Origin of the sequence: Oribacterium sp. P6A1 (assembly GCF_000702885.1) — a bacterium.
Classification (GTDB): domain Bacteria; phylum Bacillota; class Clostridia; order Lachnospirales; family Lachnospiraceae; genus Oribacterium.
The window spans coordinates 1-17,931 of sequence record NZ_JNKO01000037.1; the positions used below are offsets into that span (position 1 = coordinate 1).

Genomic DNA, 17,931 nt, shown 5'->3' on the forward strand with positions numbered 1-17,931 from the left:
CTGCATATAAAGGCTTCTTCCGGAAAAAACATTCGCAAGTTTGTACCGGAAGATACTCATCACAGGAATTCCCTTTTGTTTGTTGGCATTGGATTTACGAAGTAGGTTTCCAACCTCAAATGTTGAAATAAAATCTGAAATTGAACAATTTATTTCTTCCTCTGTGTGCTGTCCCTGTGGTAAGATATGCATATGGCGTAAGTCCTTTCATGGTAAATGTTTTGTAGCAAATCCATTATACCTTATTTGAAAGTGACCTATGCCAATTTTATTTGTCTAAAGTATAGAGTTTTCAAGGTTCATCACACCTTTTGGGTGTGGGAAGTTTGAGTAATTAAAATATTGAATTTTGCATTGTTTTCGCTTAAACTTCTTGGTACGTAGAGTGGCCTGCTAGATGGTCATTCATCAAAGTGGCAGTTGTAAGAGTCGGTGCGGCCTACCGGATAGCCCAGCTATCGAAGTGGCAGTTGTTAAAAGTCGGTGCGGCCTACCGAGTAAATAGGTGCCTGTCACTGTGAACTTTTGTTCACAGTGACAGGCACCTATGGTTTCTCATAACTCTCGTCCTTTTGCTGTGCAAAACGACTACGTTATTCGTGTTCGGGCGGGCCATAAAGTCTCAAATCAACGTGCAAGCACGTGATTTGGTACTTTTGACCCTTACATCATATATGAGTCGCCCGACAAATGGGGCGCTAGAACCTTGAAAACCTAATACATTACCTTTTCTAAATAGTATAATAGAGATAGGATCTGTTGGAGGTATAGTTTATGTCATTTGCAACAAATTCATCTCAGCAAATCAGCTTGTTTGATTCTACTTCTAATTTAACCCAAAGAGAAGTAAAAATGCTTGAAAAATCATGGGCTAAATTTTTTTCTGAAAATATTTTTCCAGCTATAGATGAAGAGCCTTTCCGAGTATTGTACAGTGATCAGCCTTCACGCCGTAACACTCCGATTAACGTAATTATAGGTGCTCTTATTATAAAGGAGATGTTTCAGCTAACAGATGAAGAGATGGTTGAAACTCTTCCTTTTGATGTTCGTTATAAATACGCGTTGCATACTACAAGCTTTGAGGAGCAACCGCTAAACGATAGAACTTTTGGTAGATTCAGAGCCAGATGCAGTGCTTATGAAGAGCAAACAGGTATTGACCTTATTCATCAATGTATTGTTAAGCTTTCATCTCAAATTTCAAAGATGATGAGTTTAAATACAGGTATGAGACGCATGGACTCACTCATGATTGCTGCCAACATCAAAAAGATGAGTCGTCTTGAACTTCTTTACACATGTGTTGCCAATCTTGCAAAGTGTATGGAACGATCAAATGATGATTGCTTCCCGGAACCCCTAAAACACTATATTGAAAAAGATGATCATAATAGAGTTTTATATCACAATCGTAGTGAAGATAATGACAGCAAACTATCCCGTGTATTGAAAGATGCAGCTCTGATCATTTCTGCTTGCGGAAGCAGGTATGATGATAGTAGTGAATATCAATTGCTTATACGTGTTATCAAGGAACAGACTGACAAAGACAATGACGGAAACCTGATACTTAAAAACAAACAATCCGGGATGGACTCCAAAATACTACAGAATCCAGCGGATCCGGACGCGACATTCAGATCTAAGGCCGGCAAGGAAAACCGAGGTTATATTGCTAATGTCGTAGAGACATCAGATGGAAATAATTCTGTGATTTCGGACTATCAGTTTGAACAAAATATTTATAGTGATAGTCAATTTCTCAAGGATTATTTAGCTTCATGTCCAAAATCTGATACCCCTATCACAATGGTGACAGATGGGGGATATTGTGGTTATGAAAATGTTAAATCAGCAAAAGAAAAGAATATCACACTTATCACTACTGACTTGAAAGGTGCGGATGTTGCAGATATATATGCGGATTTTATTTTCTCGGAAGACGGAAAAGAAATACTAATGTGTCCCGCGGGAAACAAACCCAAATCCAATGTATACAATAAGAATGATGGTAAATGTAAAGCATCATTTCCAATTAATACATGTAAGAACTGCCCGCATTTTTCTGAGTGCAACCCACAGATGCATGTGAGGGTTGCGACACTTAAGTTAGCTAAAAAAACCGCATATCATGCTGAACAACAGCGCTTTTATAAAACTGAGGAGTTCAAAAAACATGCTCGATTCAGGAATGGTGTAGAAACGATTCCGGCATCATTAAGAAAAAGGCATAATGCTGATAAAATGCCTGTAAGAGGTCTGATAAGGAATAGGCATTTCTTCGGTTTTAAAGTTGCAGCACTAAATACGATTAAGCTAATCAAATATATTGTTAGCTTGGATAAGTGTGTCCAATTAGCATAAGGAATGGAAATAGGATGCTAATAATCCTATGATTTTAGGTACGCATGTGCATCTGAAATCGTATTTTTTATAAAAAAGATAGTGTATTAAGTTTTCAAGGAACAATATATCGAAAATGGATGTGATATAAACGTCCATTTGTCGGGCGACTCATATATTATGTGAGTGTCAAAAGTCGATATCGAAGCGTTTCGTGCTTTGCGCTCTCACGATTCTCCTGAGAGCAGACGCTCCTCAGCTTCCGTCAGTGGAAGCAGATTCTTCCATCCTTCCATGGCCTCACTGATCTTTTTGTAATACCCTTTTTCAAAGAACATACATTTATAATCGTCGGTACCAAGAGGACTGCCATTGAAAAGTAATCCCACGGCAGGACAGCCGCCCTGACAGTATTTGAAATACTTACAGCCGGCACATTTGGAATTGGCCTTTTGTTTATCCTTAACCGTGTAGGTTACCTGTTCATACAGCGCACCTTCAGAAAGCAGCTTAACCAGACCGTCATGCTTCACATTGCCAAGGTGGATGTTTCTTGAGGTGAGTATTCCGGCCATCGGGGCACATGGAATTATTTCACCGCTAGGCTGGACGGAAAGCTTTTTAAGCATGTCAGGGCATATCATTTCATATTCGCAGAAAGTGCTGCCGGATGCCTTAACAGGAACGATATGGTAGATTTTGTCACGTCCATTCAGAGCCAGAACCTGCCAAAGCCTTACAGGGATAGTCAGACCGCTTTCGCGGTATTGTTTTGCAAACTCTATGGAATAATCATAGTATTCCTCCGGTGTCATAGAAAAGTCTTCGGAGTTAAGAGCCCATCTGGGCACTTCTGTCGTCTTTATGATACGGAGATGGTCAACACCCATTTCCGAAAGCATTTTGACCGAATCAAAGAGCACATCACGATTCTTTCTGTTTACATTCATGTTGCTGACAACCTTAAGACCGGCAGCAACGCAGATCCGGATGGCATTCTTGGCACTCTCCTCACTTCCTTTGTGCTGACGCATCCAGTCATGGATTCCAATGCCGTCAAAGGAAATCGCAATCAAACAATCCGGGTGAAGCCTCTTGATGAAGGCTGCAAGCTCCTCGGTCATCAGCGAGCCATTGGTTACAACACATCCCAGCTTCATGCCAAGGTCATGAACCTCCTGAACAACATCGCGGAAATACGGATACATGGTCGGTTCTCCGCCTGTGAGCTCAACATGGGTAATTCCGCAGGCTTGTGCTTCCTTCAGAAGATGAAAGGCCTCTTCGCGGGAAAACTCATCTTTCAGTGTAGTATTGTCCGCTGCATGGAAACAATGCAGACAGTTGTAGTTACAGCGATCGGTGATTGTCCAATCGAGGACACAGTTCAGCTTATTTGGATATTCCTGAATCTGTCCTTCCGAAAGCTGAGCTTCGCCTTTTTCACATTTTCGGATCACACCCATGGCTTCCCATGCGCGCAGCGCATCACTATCGGCAAGGTCAGTCATGCCATCACAGCTTTTCAAAAGTTTATAATCCTTAGGCCTCAGTGGAAATGGTTTTTTCGCCTCTTCCGTGCCGCAACAGGCCCATCCGCTCGCCCACTTTTTTACTCTGATACCATTTTCCAGAATATAAAACATTCAGCACCTCCTAACACTGATTTTGCAGCACCTAACATAAGGGCTTTTTTCTTTAAAACACGAACAAACATTATAATTTTCTGCTAATAACATGATAAATTTTATCAATGATGATTGCAATAGGCCTTAAGATCATATCAAATTGATTTAGCTAATCCCGTATGTTAAAATGAAGTTGCTTTTCGATGGGTTCTCTGTAAACCATCCTGTGTTAAGAAGCTCATTGCAGATCGTGATATAACAGGAGGAAAACAACATGAAAGACGCAAAGCAGTTTTTTTCTGAGTTTATGGACAATGACATATTACGCAACAAAATTTCCGATGGGATGAGGCGTTTTATTGAAAGCGAGGGAATAGAACCCTGGCAGGCCGGTCAGAAAGCTGCATTCGAATTAGGCTATGATATTCCGGATGAGGTTGCAAAAACTATAGTTATCCGCATGCAGGGAATCAGTGATGATGACCTGAAGGAGTTATCGGAAGAAGAGGCAAAGGCAATAGCCAGCGGCGATCCTCATCTTCCCGCATGTTGCTGATACAGCTTTTATTATATTTTCTTACACTTTGAAACACTTTAAAAAGCCTCGACAATCGGACGTTGTCGAGGCTTTTTAGTTACTCCGGTATATTCATCTTCAAGAATTGATCAGCTTAAAGTTCTTTGCATTGGAACGATAAAGCCTCTTAAACACCCTGTAATTTTTTTCATAGATTTCCCTGTTGGAAACATTTGGTTTATAAACATGTCTGACTCTTACCAACCTTCGTGAAAGCTCAAGGACATCATCTCCCTTGATTCCGGCTGCAACAACAAGTGCTGTCCCAACAGCGCCAACCTCCTGAGTATTATCGACTGTTTCTATAGTTCTTTCTGTTATATCTGCCAACATTTGACAAGTGACGTCTGACAATGCACCGCCACCGACAAATCTTATGGGATCGGAAGTTTTTACCTTTCTTCCCTGGCATTCCAAAAGCCAGCGAAGATGAAAGCAGATTCCTTCAAGAACAGCCCTTATCATATCTCTTTTTCCATTATTAACCCTTATGTTGAAGAACATTCCGCCGGCATTGGAATCTTCAAATGGGCATCTGTTTCCATGCAGCCATGGAGTGAATATCACACCATGGGATCCCGGCGGAACTTTACTGACTTCATCAGAGAGATAGTCATAAAGACTTATGTATCTGCCCTCAATATCAGTAATCTTGATCTTATCCAGATATATTCCAACCTCGTCAAGCGCAAGATGCTTTGCGCACCACTCAAAACACTTACCGGCAGTCTCCAGTTCCGCATAGTAACTGAAATAGCCCTTCTTTGCTGACAAAACACCGGTTATCATAGCATTCAGATCGACAGTCTGATGATCCATGTAGGTAGACACCCAGCCCGATGTGCCAACATATATATGTGTATCTCCCGGTCTTACGCATCCGGCACCTATATTAACGAAGGTCATATCTCCGCCCCCGCCAAATACAGGTGTTCCCTCTATAAGCCCCATATCATCTGCAGCTTTTTTTGTAAGTCCGCCGACCAAATCGGTACAGTCAATGATATCCGGCATGTGATCGGGATCTACTCCATACATTTTCAGAAGGCCCTTGTTCCACCCCTCTTTCCCCTTTCTGGTATCATAGAGAAAGGTGGCATATGCATCGTCCGCCGTACGCACAATCTTTCCGGTGGTACGAGCTACCAGATAGCCTCCTATATCAAGCCATTTATATATTTTTCTGTAAACTTCAGGTTCGTTATTTTCAACCCATTTATATTTCCAGACAGGATCTTTTGCACTTACACTGGCTCCATAGTTTACAATCAGATTTCGCAAAAGCTTATACAGACTACAGCCTGATACCTTGATTAGCCCTGTGCCCATACACTTTTTGTATTCCCCTGCTCCTTTTTGGTCAAGATAATTCATAGGACGTCTCAAGGCATTTCCATACCTATCAACAAGAACAGTGCCCTGCATCTGTGAGCAGAATGCAATTCCTTCAACTTCCGTTGGTTTAACATCTGATTTTTCAAACAGTTCTTTTGTGGTATTGCAAATAGCAGTCCACCATTCCTCTGTATCCTGCTCGGCACCTCCATCATCAGAAATATAAAGACCATATTCACCTACAGCACTAGCCACAAGCTTTATTCTGGTATCAATTTCAAACAGGCAACTTTTTACACTGCTGGTACCAAAGTCATAAATAATGCTATGCATGTATCAATCCTCGTTCAGATGTATACTCCAACCTGTGTTTATCTTATCTTTTACCATTTTCATTGTCTCATCATCGAGTTCCGGCCAATCCACTACCGTAGTTGCATTGTCCTTTACCAGATAAGCCTTTTCAGCACATAAGGCAAGTGGTGTATCCGCAAGTGAATCAGAGTAAAAATTATCAATTACGGGAAAACCGTGGTCAATTATATACTTTGCCTTTTCTTTGGCATACATCAGATTATTCGTAAATATGCCGAATTCACGATCATATTCCGTTGCCATGTAGTTCACACCAAGTCTCTTAGCTATCGGTCCGATGATACAGTCCGGCGAGGCGCTGATTATAAGATCGTCCGACTTTTTCTGTGCCAGATACCACTCAGAAATCCTGCTTTCGTATTTGTCCCAATAAAGCTCAATCTGTGTATCAAAGTCATCGATCATGGTCAGATAACTGAACATTTTTCGCTGAAGCCGGTAATTCGGAAGTATCCCCATTTTATGTAGTATCAGAGTCTTTATTACTCCCGGCAGATAAGTAAGCCACAGCTTCGGGTGCCGCTTCATGCACCACAGGGCAAAACCTATCGAGCAATCCGAATAAAAAATTGTCCCGTCAAAATCATACACATTCATATGCTTTCCTCTTATTGGTGCCAAAAGAGTTGAGAAATCTCATAGTTCTCCCATTTGAATAATGTTTATGTGTTTGATTATACCATGTTTACGTTTAAAAAGGCTCCCGGGCGCTCTGATTTGTTATTTAATACGATGTTTCCCATTTGTAAAAATCTTACCTGCATCATATTGTTTTCTGCCAAATAACCTGACTGCTATCGATAATACTCATAACATCAAGGGTTTCCTTAGAGTATCAAAAGTCTCCAACCTTGTATAGTGAACGGACATTTCCAGTTGCAGCACCTTTAAGTGATGCCAGGCTCTCCGGATATCTTTCATCCTTAGATAATGCAGCAAGCGCATTACTTACTCTCTTTAATAAATCATATTTTGACTTAATCCTCATGGCTCAGGTCTCAAAATAGGTGCCTGTCACTGTGAACTTTATGTTCGAGATTTTCGAACAAAAGAAAAAGCACCAGCCACAAGTGCAGCGCACTCATGAGCTGATGCTCAGTATTACGACTATATTTCATCCATCTCAGCCAGACAGCTAACTATTATTTTTTGCATTTAAAAACATCCATACTGGCTATTTGTGCAATTCCCTTGGCCAAAAAAGATGCCGAGGAATGTTTATCGGTTTCTATAGCATCACAAACACCTTCACGTTTTTACTCATGTCAGTTTTCTCATAGGTATCCCTAAATACATCGATATTGTCTATTATTCTGGCTTTATCATATATTAAAAGGAAAATGTTTTTATTATCATAGTGAACAATGTCAGATGCTACTTCCTCTGAAAGCTTTTTAGCGGTAAGGCTATCTCTTGTACATTTTAACTCTATCGCAATGTCAAACTCATCAATACATATGTCTTTTCTAACAGCACACGCTCCTGCATCCTGATACTCTTCTATTCTGGCAAGCGGAAACACTGCTCTTAGCAGAGCATATACTATATGTTGCAGATCATATTCATTACCAATATCAAAACACTTTTGCATACTCAAAATACTGTCAGTACATTTAGTATGTGGCTGTCGCTTAAACATATCCTGCAGATAAAGCTGCACATTTCCTAATACTCTCTCAACGATGCAACATGCTTCTTTCTCGCTGACGTGATTAAATTGGGGTTCACTCTTAAGTATGCTGATAGCTCTTCTTTTGGATTCCTGTAATAGTTCCTTCTGGCCAATTACAGAAAATCTATTATTTGATATCGGTATAAGCTGCTCTAAGCCATCTGCGATTTCTTTGGAGCCCTCTGATTTCAATTCATCTATGATATCTAAAATTGCTCTTTCTAACGCTTTAGTGTCTTCTATAGCCTGAATAAACTCAATACTCTGTTCCCTGTTCATTGCGCCCCCAACGTAAATAGAATAAGAATAATGCTTCTATAACATACAGTACGTTATCTCTCCACTCAAGAACCTCAAAAGTTCTGTTTTTATCATTTAGGACTTCCTGTATGTTGCCCAGATATTCTTTTAATGATTTAGGTGTAACCTTATCATCTCCAACAATTGTTTTATTGATTCTCGTCAACAGGTCATCGAATCCAATCTCCTCTATTGGCGGATCCTGAGCAATAGCTTCAAGTATAAGCGAATATAAATCCAACTCTCCCTTGCTTGTACAATATTTTTTTCGTTCTCTACCACGTTTTGTCTTTCCATTACTGATAACGGCAGTGACATTTTTAAAGTCCAGGTTCAGAGTTGAAAACTTATAAGCTTTTTTTATAATCTCTTCGCTAACATCAACTGCATTACCAGAATCTGCCTTTATAAGCACACACAGATTCAGACATAACAATTGCATCAATTGAGGTGATGCAAGGCTCTCGCCGACTAAGCTTTCAATATACTTATCATCAACATATATTCCAAGCTGCTCAAATCCTTTTCTTGGAATCTGTCTCAGTTCATCCTTAGACCAGGGCTTAATATCGATTATACTTATACGTCCCTGCAGATCAGGATTGGTTCTGATTGCATCGTCACATCTGTGAGGAAGCGAAGATATTATTACCTTTAGTCCTTTCCTGATAGCATCTTTCAGCTGTTGCGATAAAAATCGCTGTATTTCTTCGCTTGCGTAATGAAAATCATCAATAAGCAGCACAAGTTCATGCTCCTGATAATAAGCTATAACATTTTCTCGTGTTACAATGTACTCCTCAGATATAGAATTATCAGTATTTCCTGTAGTAACCATTCCCGATAAAGGCATCCCTGCCTTTGCACCGATTGTCTTCCATACATTTTCTTTATTCAAAAAGTCTGAACCCAATACTTCTACAAGGTTGTCGATTCCCACAACTCTTTCACACAGTACCGTTTTTCCTATTTTGGATGGACCGGAAATTAGTGTTATATACCCAGACATATTTAACGCCTGCTCAAGTCTCTCCTCATAAGTAAAACCTAGCGCAGCTTCTCTGGAAATATAAGTAGTCACAGGTAATGCCCCTGGCTTAAAAATTTCAGCTGATTTGTTCATGAAAGTGATACCTCCTGTTAATGGTATTATATCACTTTTTAAAGGCTTTTAATGACTTTATTGTATATTTAATGGTTTTTAATGGTTTTAATGCGTTTTTATATGTTTTTAATGTAAGATAATGGTGAGATACGATTATGTGAGAAAATATTAAAAAATAGTTCAAAGTAAAGGAATTAAGTGAAGAATCAGTTTTGTGTACCTCTAAAGTGCTCTCAACCATAACAAGCATCTTTCCTGCCAATTTGCCATTCTCTTTAACCTGCGCTATAAGTTGTTTGCCTCATATTCTAATACCTTGCTACTCAGAATTGTTTCTGGTTCCAATAGTCTTATCTCTATTGCATAGCAATTTCGCCCATAGCTTAACACTCCCTCTTCTCTGTATTCGCTTCTCACAAGCCCGATACCAAAGACCCTCCTGCTATCATTTTCATGTGGGACATCCTCAACAAATCTGTAATCCATATAATCTCCAGAGACGTGATCACAAATCTGTATCCTTGCTGTTCTATCTATCATTTGCCTTAAATCGCCAAATTTCATTATCCCTATTCCTATCTGTTAGCTAATAACCTATTAAACACGTCATAATTTCGGCTATCTCTTGGACTGCAATATACGGCGAACTCTATATTTTTGAACAGGTGTAGGAAGTCGCCTATCACATTTGATGCAGCTTTGGCAACAATATCTGGTTTATTCTGAAATGCTCCACATCCAAATGCCCCCAATATAACTACTTCATCATCATTATCCACAGCAACATCCAGTATTCTCTTGAGCCTCTTTTCATGAAGTTCAAGCAGCTCTCTATCTGATATTTTTGCCTTTCTATTTCCATCGTTCTTGTTATATGGATTACTTGGATTGTCCCGTAGATTAGGAGCAGCACAGGTAATAACGTCAACTTCATACCACTGCGTTTCTGGCATGACAACAGGAGCTGCTGTGTCTGTTTTAAACACTACAACTCCCGGAGTATATATAATGTCATCATTGTGAATTGGATCAGCTGCATTCCTGTGAGGAGCATAAAATCCATTCCACATCTCCTTGACATTAAGCATGCTGTACAAAGTCGAGCATCTGCACAGACATTCTTCCTGGGCTGTAGATCCCTTAACCACTCCACCGCCCGGATTTGTTGCTGACGCAAAATTATGAACAGCAACTTTCATACCTTTGTATGCACTTGCAGCCTCAAATGTCTTTTTCTTTGAGACTACTATCTTAGCTGATTCATCATACTTATCTTTCTCAGTTGCAAATAATGAATCTCCCTCCAGAATAAGCTTCTGATTCTCAGATGCCTGTTTTATAGACTCCCTTAGCCGAACGTTCTCTCTGCACATCTTTTCTGTATCTTGGAAAATTGCTACATTTTCATCTCGTCCCATTTCTTCGCCTTCCTATCCTGTGGATTAAGTATTATCATGTATATCAGTCCTAATGTGTTTTCTTCTGACTATACAATACACAACGAGGTGTCCGTTAAAAATACCAACCTTATAAAAGTGTCTCTGGCTTGTTCATCCGGCCGGTCCAGCCCATCCATTTAGCCCACTCTCTCATGTCTTCCTTCTCCTCCGGATCGTTACCGTGAATGGTACGAAGGAGATCAACATAGCCGTGAATGCCTCCCACATCATCCATAAGGGACAGTCCATCCAGGCTCAGGCATACGGGTCTTCTCTTATAATTCACCGTTGCAATCTTAAGCGCCAATGATTTGCTGACCTTTAAGTTATTCCTGTCAAATGCTGTCTGCTCCGACAAATATCTGTCCTTCTTTAGATTTAACCGTACACCCTCCTGTACTTCAGTAAAGCTTTCAGACTTATCTTCACGGATTGTGTAGTAACACTCCTTCAAACGAATCTTTACTTCCCAGCCATCACCGTAATCATAGGCATAGATCAGCTCATCCGTAACAGGAAGAACCGGAAGGTCCTTCTCTTCGTTCTCCTGGCGTTTCTGCAGATACGCTATCTTATCGTTAATGTCTCGGTCCTCTTTGATTCCCTCCGGAATCATCAGCTCGATCAAAGGAATTCTCTCCAAAAGTTCATCCATGCCCCCTTCAAATCCGTAGGATAATTCCTGAATCGTTGCCTCCTCAATCGGAATCATCTTGGCCGGCATCTTATCCGGATCCTTTCCGGATTCCTTCAGCTTACTCCACTCAGCAAAAGAAAGCTGCTGACGAATCATGGGATTCTTCTTCAAAACACTCTGTGCCGCAGGATTTGCAAAATGGAAATGCTCCCACTTCCCCTTGTATTTGTACGGACCGGTATATTTCTTAGAAAACCAAGTCTTGATGCTCTGTCCTTCCTTATAATCATCATCCCAATACAGATCCTCAAAATCATCGCAAGGGAAACGGAAATACAGACCGCAAAGCTTCATCCAATTCGTATACAGCCCATCATATTCCACATAATCATACTGATCTACTCTGTTCTTACCACCGGTAAGTTTCTGGAACACTTCCTTCGGCAGGTGGAAATGATGCAGGTGGCTGTTCTGCCATCCAAATGCACGTAAGATTGCATAGTTTAAGGCATGAAGCGTAATATCTGCCGGAACAAGAATTTCTCTCGTGATTCCTTTTTCCACCTTGCCATACTGTTTCAATACCTCCATGTCTTCATTTAGAAGACCATCCATATCAAGGGTTAGCTCCAGCTTCAAAACCTCCGGGCGCTTTCTCATATGAGAACCGTAAAGCTCTTCTGTTGTAAATTCTTTAATCATAATCCTCCCATATCTGAGTAGTAATTCTTTAGATCCTCACTTAATTGATTTTCGATTTTTTCAAAATCTTCCTTTGTGAGTTTTTCAAACAATGCATGATTCATAGATATAATGCTTAAATCCTTCGAGTAGTACAAAAATCTTTTTCTTTCAAACTTTTCAAAAGGGTTTGTCAGCATATTTCTTTTAACAGCACTTTTATCCTTCAGCATTTTCTCATCATATGGGCAGGATTTACGATCCACCTGCAATCCTCTTTCAAGCCTTGACCTGTAAAATGCTATATAGTCTTCAAGTATATCCTCAATCCTTGCATCTCCGATGGAATTCAGATGCTTTAAAAAGCCAAGCATAAACGGCATTTTGTAGGATAGTGAGTAGTCCCTCTCTTCCAGAAATTCAAAGAAATCTTCTTTGATAGTTTCATCGTTGTGTTCCCTTATATCAAGCTCTTGTCTGTAAGTCTCTACTGCCTCAGGGCTAAACAGATACATTGATTTGCTGCCAAATTTGTATTCCACTGATGGTTGAATTTTACCCTTTTTTATCCAGCTTGTAACTGTTCCTGTGCTCACAAAATACTCTCTGGCAACCTGCTCCTGACTAAGATAATTACCGTACTTATCCTCGAAAGAATCTATATCAACTTCAGTTATCTTTTCGATTCTTTCTTCAAAGCCATCGATAGTTATCATATCTCCGTTTTTATAATCGGTTTTCGTGATATCACCAAACGGAACATAGTATGGATTGGCAAATATAGTATGCATGTTGCAGGCTTTTACCATGGCACCATACTCATCCACAACATCTATAACGATAACATTATTCTTCTGAGCAGTCTTTCTCAACCCTCTTCCGATCTGCTGCAAGTAAAGTACCTTGGATAATGTAGGCCTCGCCATAACAAGTATCCCGAGTTCAGGATAGTCCCAGCCTTCAGAAATCATATTGCATGAACATAAAAACCGGACTTCTTTATCCTTAAATTTTCTCATGATTTCTTCCGGATTTCTTGACTGCCCTGTATAGCTTAGCGCTGAAATACCGGAATCGTTTAACAGTTTAGCCATCTCATTCGAGTGAGAAACATTAACACAGAATATCACACCCTGCCTTTTTCCTGCATCACCATCAACAAAATAATCTTTAAGAACATTTACGATCAAATCATTTCTGGATGTAACGCGAATGCTTTTTTCGAGATCTGCATTAACATAATCTTTACCGTTAAACCTGACTTTAGAAAGATCGATATTTGTTTCGATTCTGTAGACATTGGCCTTCGCAACTATACCCTTTTCCATAGCATCTTTCAGTGACAGTGAAGACGTATAGGTTCCAAAAACCGTCTCAAGTTTCTTCTTATCAGGTCGCTGATCTGTTGCTGTGAGACCTATAGTAAAATCAGTTTCGAAATACTGGATAACCCTTTTAAGAATAGGCGCCACTGCATGATGTGCTTCGTCTACGGCCAGATAGTTGTAGTACCCTGAAGATTTTTCAGTATAGTGTCTCGCCATATAGGCATATGTACATACATCTATCTTATCCAGAAGTTCAGGTATGGATGTTCGTATTCTCTCCTTCCAATCAGCAAGAGTATTCTTTCCCGGAACCAGAATAAGTCCTTTGAAATCAGGCTTATCTTTCGCAAATTCTCTCAGATCTTCTTCTAGTATTTTTGATTTTCCGGAAGCTGTTGGTAAAACAACAAGGAATGCTTTTATACCTGAATCTCTTCTGTTTTGTATCTCATTTAAACTGATGGTCTGATGCTCATAAAGCTCGACTTTTCTATCTATCTTTAATCCATCATCAACAAAATGGGAACTGCTGTCCCCCATATATTGTTTAATGTCATCTTCGATACGGCTGTCAAAAGCACAGTCTTCCGTGGAAAACCTGTACAGTTTGATGCCCCATAAAGCACAGGTATTCTGCTTTCTTAACTGGTTTCTGTATTTTTCCTCTCCGATTATCTGTGGATGGTGATATGAAACACCGTTTTCTTCTATGGCATATTTTTGATCTGTTGTTCTGACAAGATAATCCAGGAAATAGTTTTTCCCGTTCTCATCACAGATTCCATATTCTCTTGAGAGATATTTCAAAGCATTAAGACCATAGACATTGGAAAAATTTCTCTCGAAATGCAGTTCAAGAGGTGAGACATCTGCCTGTTCACCACGGTCTGCAACTGTAATTTTATAATCAACGGGTACAACTATTTCATCAGCTTCCAAATATTTGTCTACCAGTTCTTTTTTATAGCCAAGAAACCTGAACAGTCTATTAAACCGGTGCATGTATGAATTCTGTTTATCGGTTATAAGCATGTATGAAAACACCGGCTCATCCTGACCATGATCACAAATACCTTCATCTATGATGACCATATCTGTCCCATCATCATAGAAATAAGAGAAACCGCCGTTTGGATAACTAACGGTTTCTCTCAAAGAAAACTGTTGATGTTGATTTAAAAACTCGTCTTTTGCAATATCAGATTTAACCACTTCTCATCCTCTCTACCGGGTCTTACATCTCCCGTTATCCAGTGTTCTTTTATGGCAAGCTCCCTGATGTCTTTGATAAAGCTTTCAAATGTTTCTAACGTAAAATTCGTGAAATAACGTCCGTTTCTCTCTCCTTCAAATATTCCATACTTAAATGAAGTATAGATGATTCCATCTTGAACCAATGCTTCGGACATTTTCAACAACACTTCTTTTAACTCCGATTTTGGAAGATGAAGAATAGATGAACAGGCCCATATTCCGTCGTAGGACTTGTTTTCATTAAGTTCCTGAAACAACATATGTTTTACTTCAATTCCTGTATACAGACTGGCTGCCTTGCATAGTTCCAAAGATCCGTCTATGGCAGTAACCTCATATCCTTTTTCAAGAAAATACTTAGTATCTCTGCCGGAGCCACACCCAAAATCCAGAATTTTCTTTCCAGATAAAAGACTCAAAAATTTATCCTGTGTAGCGCTAAAGTCAACAGATATAGTTCCTTTTATAAAGTTTTCTGCATTAGCATCGTAATAGTTTAATGTAGTATCATTCATGAATTATTTCCCATCTTACTTAAGTACGCGCAAAATATCATTTGCAAAATAGCGAGATAATCTCTTTTACAAAAATAATCACACATAATCATTTTAGCACTTTATAGGTCTATTATTGCACGAAAAAAGAGAACAGCTAACTGTTCTCTAATCTCCTAGCACGGAATTAATGCAGGCATAGCTTCCGCTGAACAATATTAAAACAGCTCATAAGTTATCTTTAAACAATGGGCCAAGGATTTGCACCTTACATGAGCAGTGAATTTACCATCATGAACCTCTGCGCCCAGAACTATTTCATTCCCTATGTAGTTTACTACACGCACCGAGCCGGAATCGAACCGAAACACCTATACTCTATCTGTACATTTCTTAGAGTCTACCTATTCCTCCACCACGTTAATTATAACCATATCATAATTCAGAACAACCACAGTCTATCAAACACGATTTTGACTTTTCAGTCTCCGTCCCATACTCCGTCAGGTCTTAATTCCGCAAAGACTAATAATTGGTATAGCGGTTTTATTGCATTCGCCGCTGTATCAGTCCAATAATCGCTGTTAGGACCTTCATTCACATCAATTTCTGTCTCTTCCTTTGTATATTCCTGTTTATCCCGAAGAAGCTCAATCGGATGACGCTCTACGCCATCTTTATCACGAAAAATGGTTATTGATCTTCTAGTAGTAATCCACTCCCCGTCCTTCTTATACTTTGACTCGATTCTCGATACCAGATCCTTAAGCATCTGTATAGATTCTAGTCCAGTCTTTCCATAAATGCCTCTTATCCCGAGATTGTGAACATCTTCTTCTTTACACCATTCTTCTTCGCCATAGAATCTTTCATCTCCTTCAGCAGCTTCATAATAGTAGTGTCCATAATTATATGTAATATTAAGGGTAGCATCTCTTATAGCTACCGCACTGAAAGTATTAGTTTTTTCATCGTAATCCGCACGATATGTTCCACCAATCATCGTATGCTTGATTGGGAGCATGATGGTTTCACCGGAAATCCGTTCATTCAATGAAATATCATAACTCATTTTTATTTGTCTCCCTTGCTTTCTTCTCAGCTTCTCGTTGTCTTGCAACCTGATCACATACTTCCATAATGCTTGTCACTGCATCTCTTGCAATATCTTCTACTGGTCTGTTTTCCATATCTAAAGGAATCAAAAAAACATTTTTTCTCTTTTGAATACTCTTTCCCATATTAACTCCTTACCGACAAGGACTTCTCTCTTGTCATTTTGCATAGGTTATTCCATCTGTAATAAACTTGTAATTTTTAGAACAACTAATTAATCAGAATATTCGCTCTGAAACACGACCTTCTTTAAGATTAGAAATAGCTGTATCTATCATATTTAATGTTTTTCTCGATATGTAATCATCTCTTTCCCTGCACTCCTCGAAAAACTCAACAATCTGTTTTGATGACACAGGAAAGAAATTATTTGCATCAACTCCTACGTCATATCTTCTCTGACGTTCAGATCTGTTAGCTTCGTTATAGTCCATGCGAGCATGAATATGCCCATGTAACTGATATCCTCCGCTACCTTTCTTAGGCCATGACAACATAGGATAATGCATAAGAGAAAAATGATTTCCATCAACAGATATTTTCAAAAAATCCTGTATGTCTGTAAACAGACGAGGATCGTAATTCTTATCATGATTGCCTTTGATAAGATACTTCTTTCCGTTGAGCTTCTTAATAAGACTATCCGCTTCTTCGATACTCATATGATGGCAAATATCGCCCAAAATATAAACTGTATCCTCTTTTCGCACAACTGAATTATAATTCTGCAAAAGAACTCTATCCATCTCTTCTACAGACCCGAATGGTCTATTCTGCATCGATATTATGGCTCTATGTCCAAAGTGCATATCTGCTGTAAAATAAATCATTAGTATCAACTCCTTCTATTTATTCGAACTTCTTATTCGTATTGCATGTGAGTAATCTGTAATGAGCTTCTCTGCATTGGAAGGTGTAATCAACTTCATTATATCAACGATACTTTTTTCATTATCAATCGCCTTGAATCCTGCCCATGCATATGGTGAGTCCTTTATCATCATGGCAACCGCTTTTCTGTCATGATCGTATTCTTCATACAACCGCCTTGCATAAAGCATCATGTCCTCTGCTTTGTGCCTCATTTCCTCAAACTGCCAATCATAATACTTGATTATATGCGCATCAGAAGGGAAGTCTTTTGCAAATTTAGAAAAATCTTCTCCACTACAGAAAAGCTCCGCCATCCTTTTTGACGTAAATACTTTGCTAGTTGCCATCCTGTGCATCGCAACATATACCGGCGATTTGATCTTAACTCTGTTATGATTCTCATCCACAACTACAAAGCCTTCTTTCTCTATTTCATCTCCATCATTCAGAGATTCTGCAGCCTCCACACACTCCTCAAGTGTACTTAGTAACTTAAACTTCCCACATTAAAAGTGGGCTTTGAACCTTGAAAACTCTATATTCTAGATAAAAATAATCTTACGCCACTTTATAGCTGCTCGTTAGAGCATCCTGCATATATTCAGGTAACCTAAAGAAGAAATCCTTATAGATTTTCTCAACCTGCTCATCTGTGATGTGAAGTATATTTTTTATGCTTAAAGTCATTGCCTCAATTAGTATAAAGAGCGAATGCTGGAATGTAACGTCCTCCATTTCACTAAGAAGTACATAGAAGATTTCACCTATAGT

The 17,931-nt window shown here is 39.3% G+C and carries 18 protein-coding genes and 2 pseudogenes; 2 read left to right on the plus strand and 18 right to left on the minus strand.

Annotated elements, in window-relative coordinates; all coding sequences use genetic code 11:
* Nucleotides 1-192 (minus strand): annotated as a pseudogene (locus tag T515_RS17785) (IS4 family transposase); the annotation flags it as partial.
* Nucleotides 193-774: 582 nt separating this feature from the next.
* On the opposite strand from T515_RS17785, the gene T515_RS14340 reads away from it, so the two are divergent.
* Nucleotides 775-2,367, plus strand: coding sequence for a transposase (locus tag T515_RS14340; RefSeq protein WP_036612659.1), 1,593 nt, complete (start codon nucleotides 775-777; stop codon nucleotides 2,365-2,367).
* Nucleotides 2,368-2,573: 206 nt separating this feature from the next.
* Here the strand turns inward: T515_RS14340 and T515_RS14345 are convergent, their stop codons facing one another.
* The gene (locus T515_RS14345; protein ID WP_036612662.1) at nucleotides 2,574-3,992 is read right to left on the minus strand and encodes a radical SAM/SPASM domain-containing protein; all 1,419 of its coding nucleotides are present in this window, start codon (nucleotides 3,990-3,992) and stop codon (nucleotides 2,574-2,576) included.
* Between the two features lie 256 nt (nucleotides 3,993-4,248).
* On the opposite strand from T515_RS14345, the gene T515_RS14350 reads away from it, so the two are divergent.
* A complete protein-coding gene (locus T515_RS14350) occupies nucleotides 4,249-4,530 on the plus strand; it encodes a hypothetical protein (protein WP_036612665.1) in 282 nt (93 codons plus the stop codon).
* A 99-nt stretch (nucleotides 4,531-4,629) separates the two neighbouring features.
* Here the strand turns inward: T515_RS14350 and T515_RS14355 are convergent, their stop codons facing one another.
* From T515_RS14355 to T515_RS17695, 16 genes and pseudogenes are all read right to left on the minus strand, one after another.
* Nucleotides 4,630-6,219, minus strand: coding sequence for a xylulokinase (locus tag T515_RS14355; RefSeq protein ID WP_036612667.1), 1,590 nt, complete (start codon nucleotides 6,217-6,219; stop codon nucleotides 4,630-4,632).
* A 3-nt stretch (nucleotides 6,220-6,222) separates the two neighbouring features.
* Nucleotides 6,223-6,858, minus strand: a complete 636-nt coding sequence (locus T515_RS14360) for a haloacid dehalogenase-like hydrolase (RefSeq protein WP_036612670.1) — start codon at nucleotides 6,856-6,858, stop codon at nucleotides 6,223-6,225.
* A 238-nt stretch (nucleotides 6,859-7,096) separates the two neighbouring features.
* The gene (locus tag T515_RS17450; RefSeq protein ID WP_155988390.1) at nucleotides 7,097-7,249 is read right to left on the minus strand and encodes a hypothetical protein; all 153 of its coding nucleotides are present in this window, start codon (nucleotides 7,247-7,249) and stop codon (nucleotides 7,097-7,099) included.
* A 240-nt stretch (nucleotides 7,250-7,489) separates the two neighbouring features.
* The gene (locus tag T515_RS14365; protein ID WP_036612672.1) at nucleotides 7,490-8,212 is read right to left on the minus strand and encodes a hypothetical protein; all 723 of its coding nucleotides are present in this window, start codon (nucleotides 8,210-8,212) and stop codon (nucleotides 7,490-7,492) included.
* Nucleotides 8,190-9,356: an ATP-binding protein gene (locus tag T515_RS14370; RefSeq protein WP_036612675.1), complete on the minus strand. Its 1,167-nt coding sequence runs from the start codon at nucleotides 9,354-9,356 to the stop codon at nucleotides 8,190-8,192. Before T515_RS14370 ends, T515_RS14365 begins: the two co-directional genes overlap by 23 nt.
* Nucleotides 9,357-9,387: 31 nt before the next feature.
* Nucleotides 9,388-9,600 (minus strand): hypothetical protein, encoded by a 213-nt coding sequence (locus T515_RS17455; RefSeq protein WP_155988391.1) that lies wholly within the window; start codon nucleotides 9,598-9,600, stop codon nucleotides 9,388-9,390.
* Between the two features lie 23 nt (nucleotides 9,601-9,623).
* Complete coding sequence (locus T515_RS14375) at nucleotides 9,624-9,902, minus strand: hypothetical protein (protein ID WP_036612677.1); 279 nt, start codon at nucleotides 9,900-9,902, stop codon at nucleotides 9,624-9,626.
* An 11-nt stretch (nucleotides 9,903-9,913) separates the two neighbouring features.
* Nucleotides 9,914-10,756: a TIGR02452 family protein gene (locus tag T515_RS14380; RefSeq protein WP_036612680.1), complete on the minus strand. Its 843-nt coding sequence runs from the start codon at nucleotides 10,754-10,756 to the stop codon at nucleotides 9,914-9,916.
* A 109-nt stretch (nucleotides 10,757-10,865) separates the two neighbouring features.
* Nucleotides 10,866-12,116: an IS1096 element passenger TnpR family protein gene (locus tag T515_RS14385; RefSeq protein ID WP_036612683.1), complete on the minus strand. Its 1,251-nt coding sequence runs from the start codon at nucleotides 12,114-12,116 to the stop codon at nucleotides 10,866-10,868.
* Nucleotides 12,113-14,635: a DEAD/DEAH box helicase gene (locus T515_RS14390; protein ID WP_036612685.1), complete on the minus strand. Its 2,523-nt coding sequence runs from the start codon at nucleotides 14,633-14,635 to the stop codon at nucleotides 12,113-12,115. The genes T515_RS14385 and T515_RS14390 overlap by 4 nt, the downstream gene beginning before the upstream one ends.
* On the minus strand, nucleotides 14,599-15,192 hold the full coding sequence (locus T515_RS14395) for a class I SAM-dependent methyltransferase (protein ID WP_036612687.1): 594 nt from the start codon (nucleotides 15,190-15,192) through the stop codon (nucleotides 14,599-14,601). The genes T515_RS14390 and T515_RS14395 overlap by 37 nt, the downstream gene beginning before the upstream one ends.
* Nucleotides 15,193-15,652: 460 nt before the next feature.
* A complete protein-coding gene (locus tag T515_RS14400) occupies nucleotides 15,653-16,243 on the minus strand; it encodes a hypothetical protein (RefSeq protein WP_036612689.1) in 591 nt (196 codons plus the stop codon).
* Nucleotides 16,233-16,412, minus strand: a complete 180-nt coding sequence (locus T515_RS14405) for a hypothetical protein (protein WP_036612691.1) — start codon at nucleotides 16,410-16,412, stop codon at nucleotides 16,233-16,235. Before T515_RS14405 ends, T515_RS14400 begins: the two co-directional genes overlap by 11 nt.
* A 93-nt stretch (nucleotides 16,413-16,505) precedes the next feature.
* Nucleotides 16,506-17,117, minus strand: coding sequence for a metallophosphoesterase (locus tag T515_RS14410; RefSeq protein ID WP_081832849.1), 612 nt, complete (start codon nucleotides 17,115-17,117; stop codon nucleotides 16,506-16,508).
* Between the two features lie 15 nt (nucleotides 17,118-17,132).
* Entirely contained in the window at nucleotides 17,133-17,627 is a 495-nt protein-coding gene (locus T515_RS14415; RefSeq protein WP_036612692.1) for a hypothetical protein, read from the minus strand.
* Nucleotides 17,628-17,718: 91 nt separating this feature from the next.
* Nucleotides 17,719-17,931 (minus strand): annotated as a pseudogene (locus T515_RS17695) (IS4 family transposase); the annotation flags it as partial.

Coding starts and splice junctions, on each gene's coding strand:
- T515_RS14360 (WP_036612670.1), bottom strand. CDS start 6,858: ATGAATGTGTATGATTTTGACGGGACAATTTTTTATTCGGATTGCTCG.
- T515_RS14345 (WP_036612662.1), bottom strand. CDS start 3,992: ATGTTTTATATTCTGGAAAATGGTATCAGAGTAAAAAAGTGGGCGAGC.
- T515_RS14385 (WP_036612683.1), bottom strand. CDS start 12,116: ATGATTAAAGAATTTACAACAGAAGAGCTTTACGGTTCTCATATGAGA.
- T515_RS14405 (WP_036612691.1), bottom strand. CDS start 16,412: ATGGGAAAGAGTATTCAAAAGAGAAAAAATGTTTTTTTGATTCCTTTA.
- T515_RS17450 (WP_155988390.1), bottom strand. CDS start 7,249: ATGAGGATTAAGTCAAAATATGATTTATTAAAGAGAGTAAGTAATGCG.
- T515_RS14380 (WP_036612680.1), bottom strand. CDS start 10,756: ATGGGACGAGATGAAAATGTAGCAATTTTCCAAGATACAGAAAAGATG.
- T515_RS14410 (WP_081832849.1), bottom strand. CDS start 17,117: ATGATTTATTTTACAGCAGATATGCACTTTGGACATAGAGCCATAATA.
- T515_RS14365 (WP_036612672.1), bottom strand. CDS start 8,212: ATGAACAGGGAACAGAGTATTGAGTTTATTCAGGCTATAGAAGACACT.
- T515_RS14370 (WP_036612675.1), bottom strand. CDS start 9,356: ATGAACAAATCAGCTGAAATTTTTAAGCCAGGGGCATTACCTGTGACT.
- T515_RS14395 (WP_036612687.1), bottom strand. CDS start 15,192: ATGAATGATACTACATTAAACTATTACGATGCTAATGCAGAAAACTTT.
- T515_RS14375 (WP_036612677.1), bottom strand. CDS start 9,902: ATGAAATTTGGCGATTTAAGGCAAATGATAGATAGAACAGCAAGGATA.
- T515_RS14355 (WP_036612667.1), bottom strand. CDS start 6,219: ATGCATAGCATTATTTATGACTTTGGTACCAGCAGTGTAAAAAGTTGC.
- T515_RS14400 (WP_036612689.1), bottom strand. CDS start 16,243: ATGAGTTATGATATTTCATTGAATGAACGGATTTCCGGTGAAACCATC.
- T515_RS14350 (WP_036612665.1), top strand. CDS start 4,249: ATGAAAGACGCAAAGCAGTTTTTTTCTGAGTTTATGGACAATGACATA.
- T515_RS14340 (WP_036612659.1), top strand. CDS start 775: ATGTCATTTGCAACAAATTCATCTCAGCAAATCAGCTTGTTTGATTCT.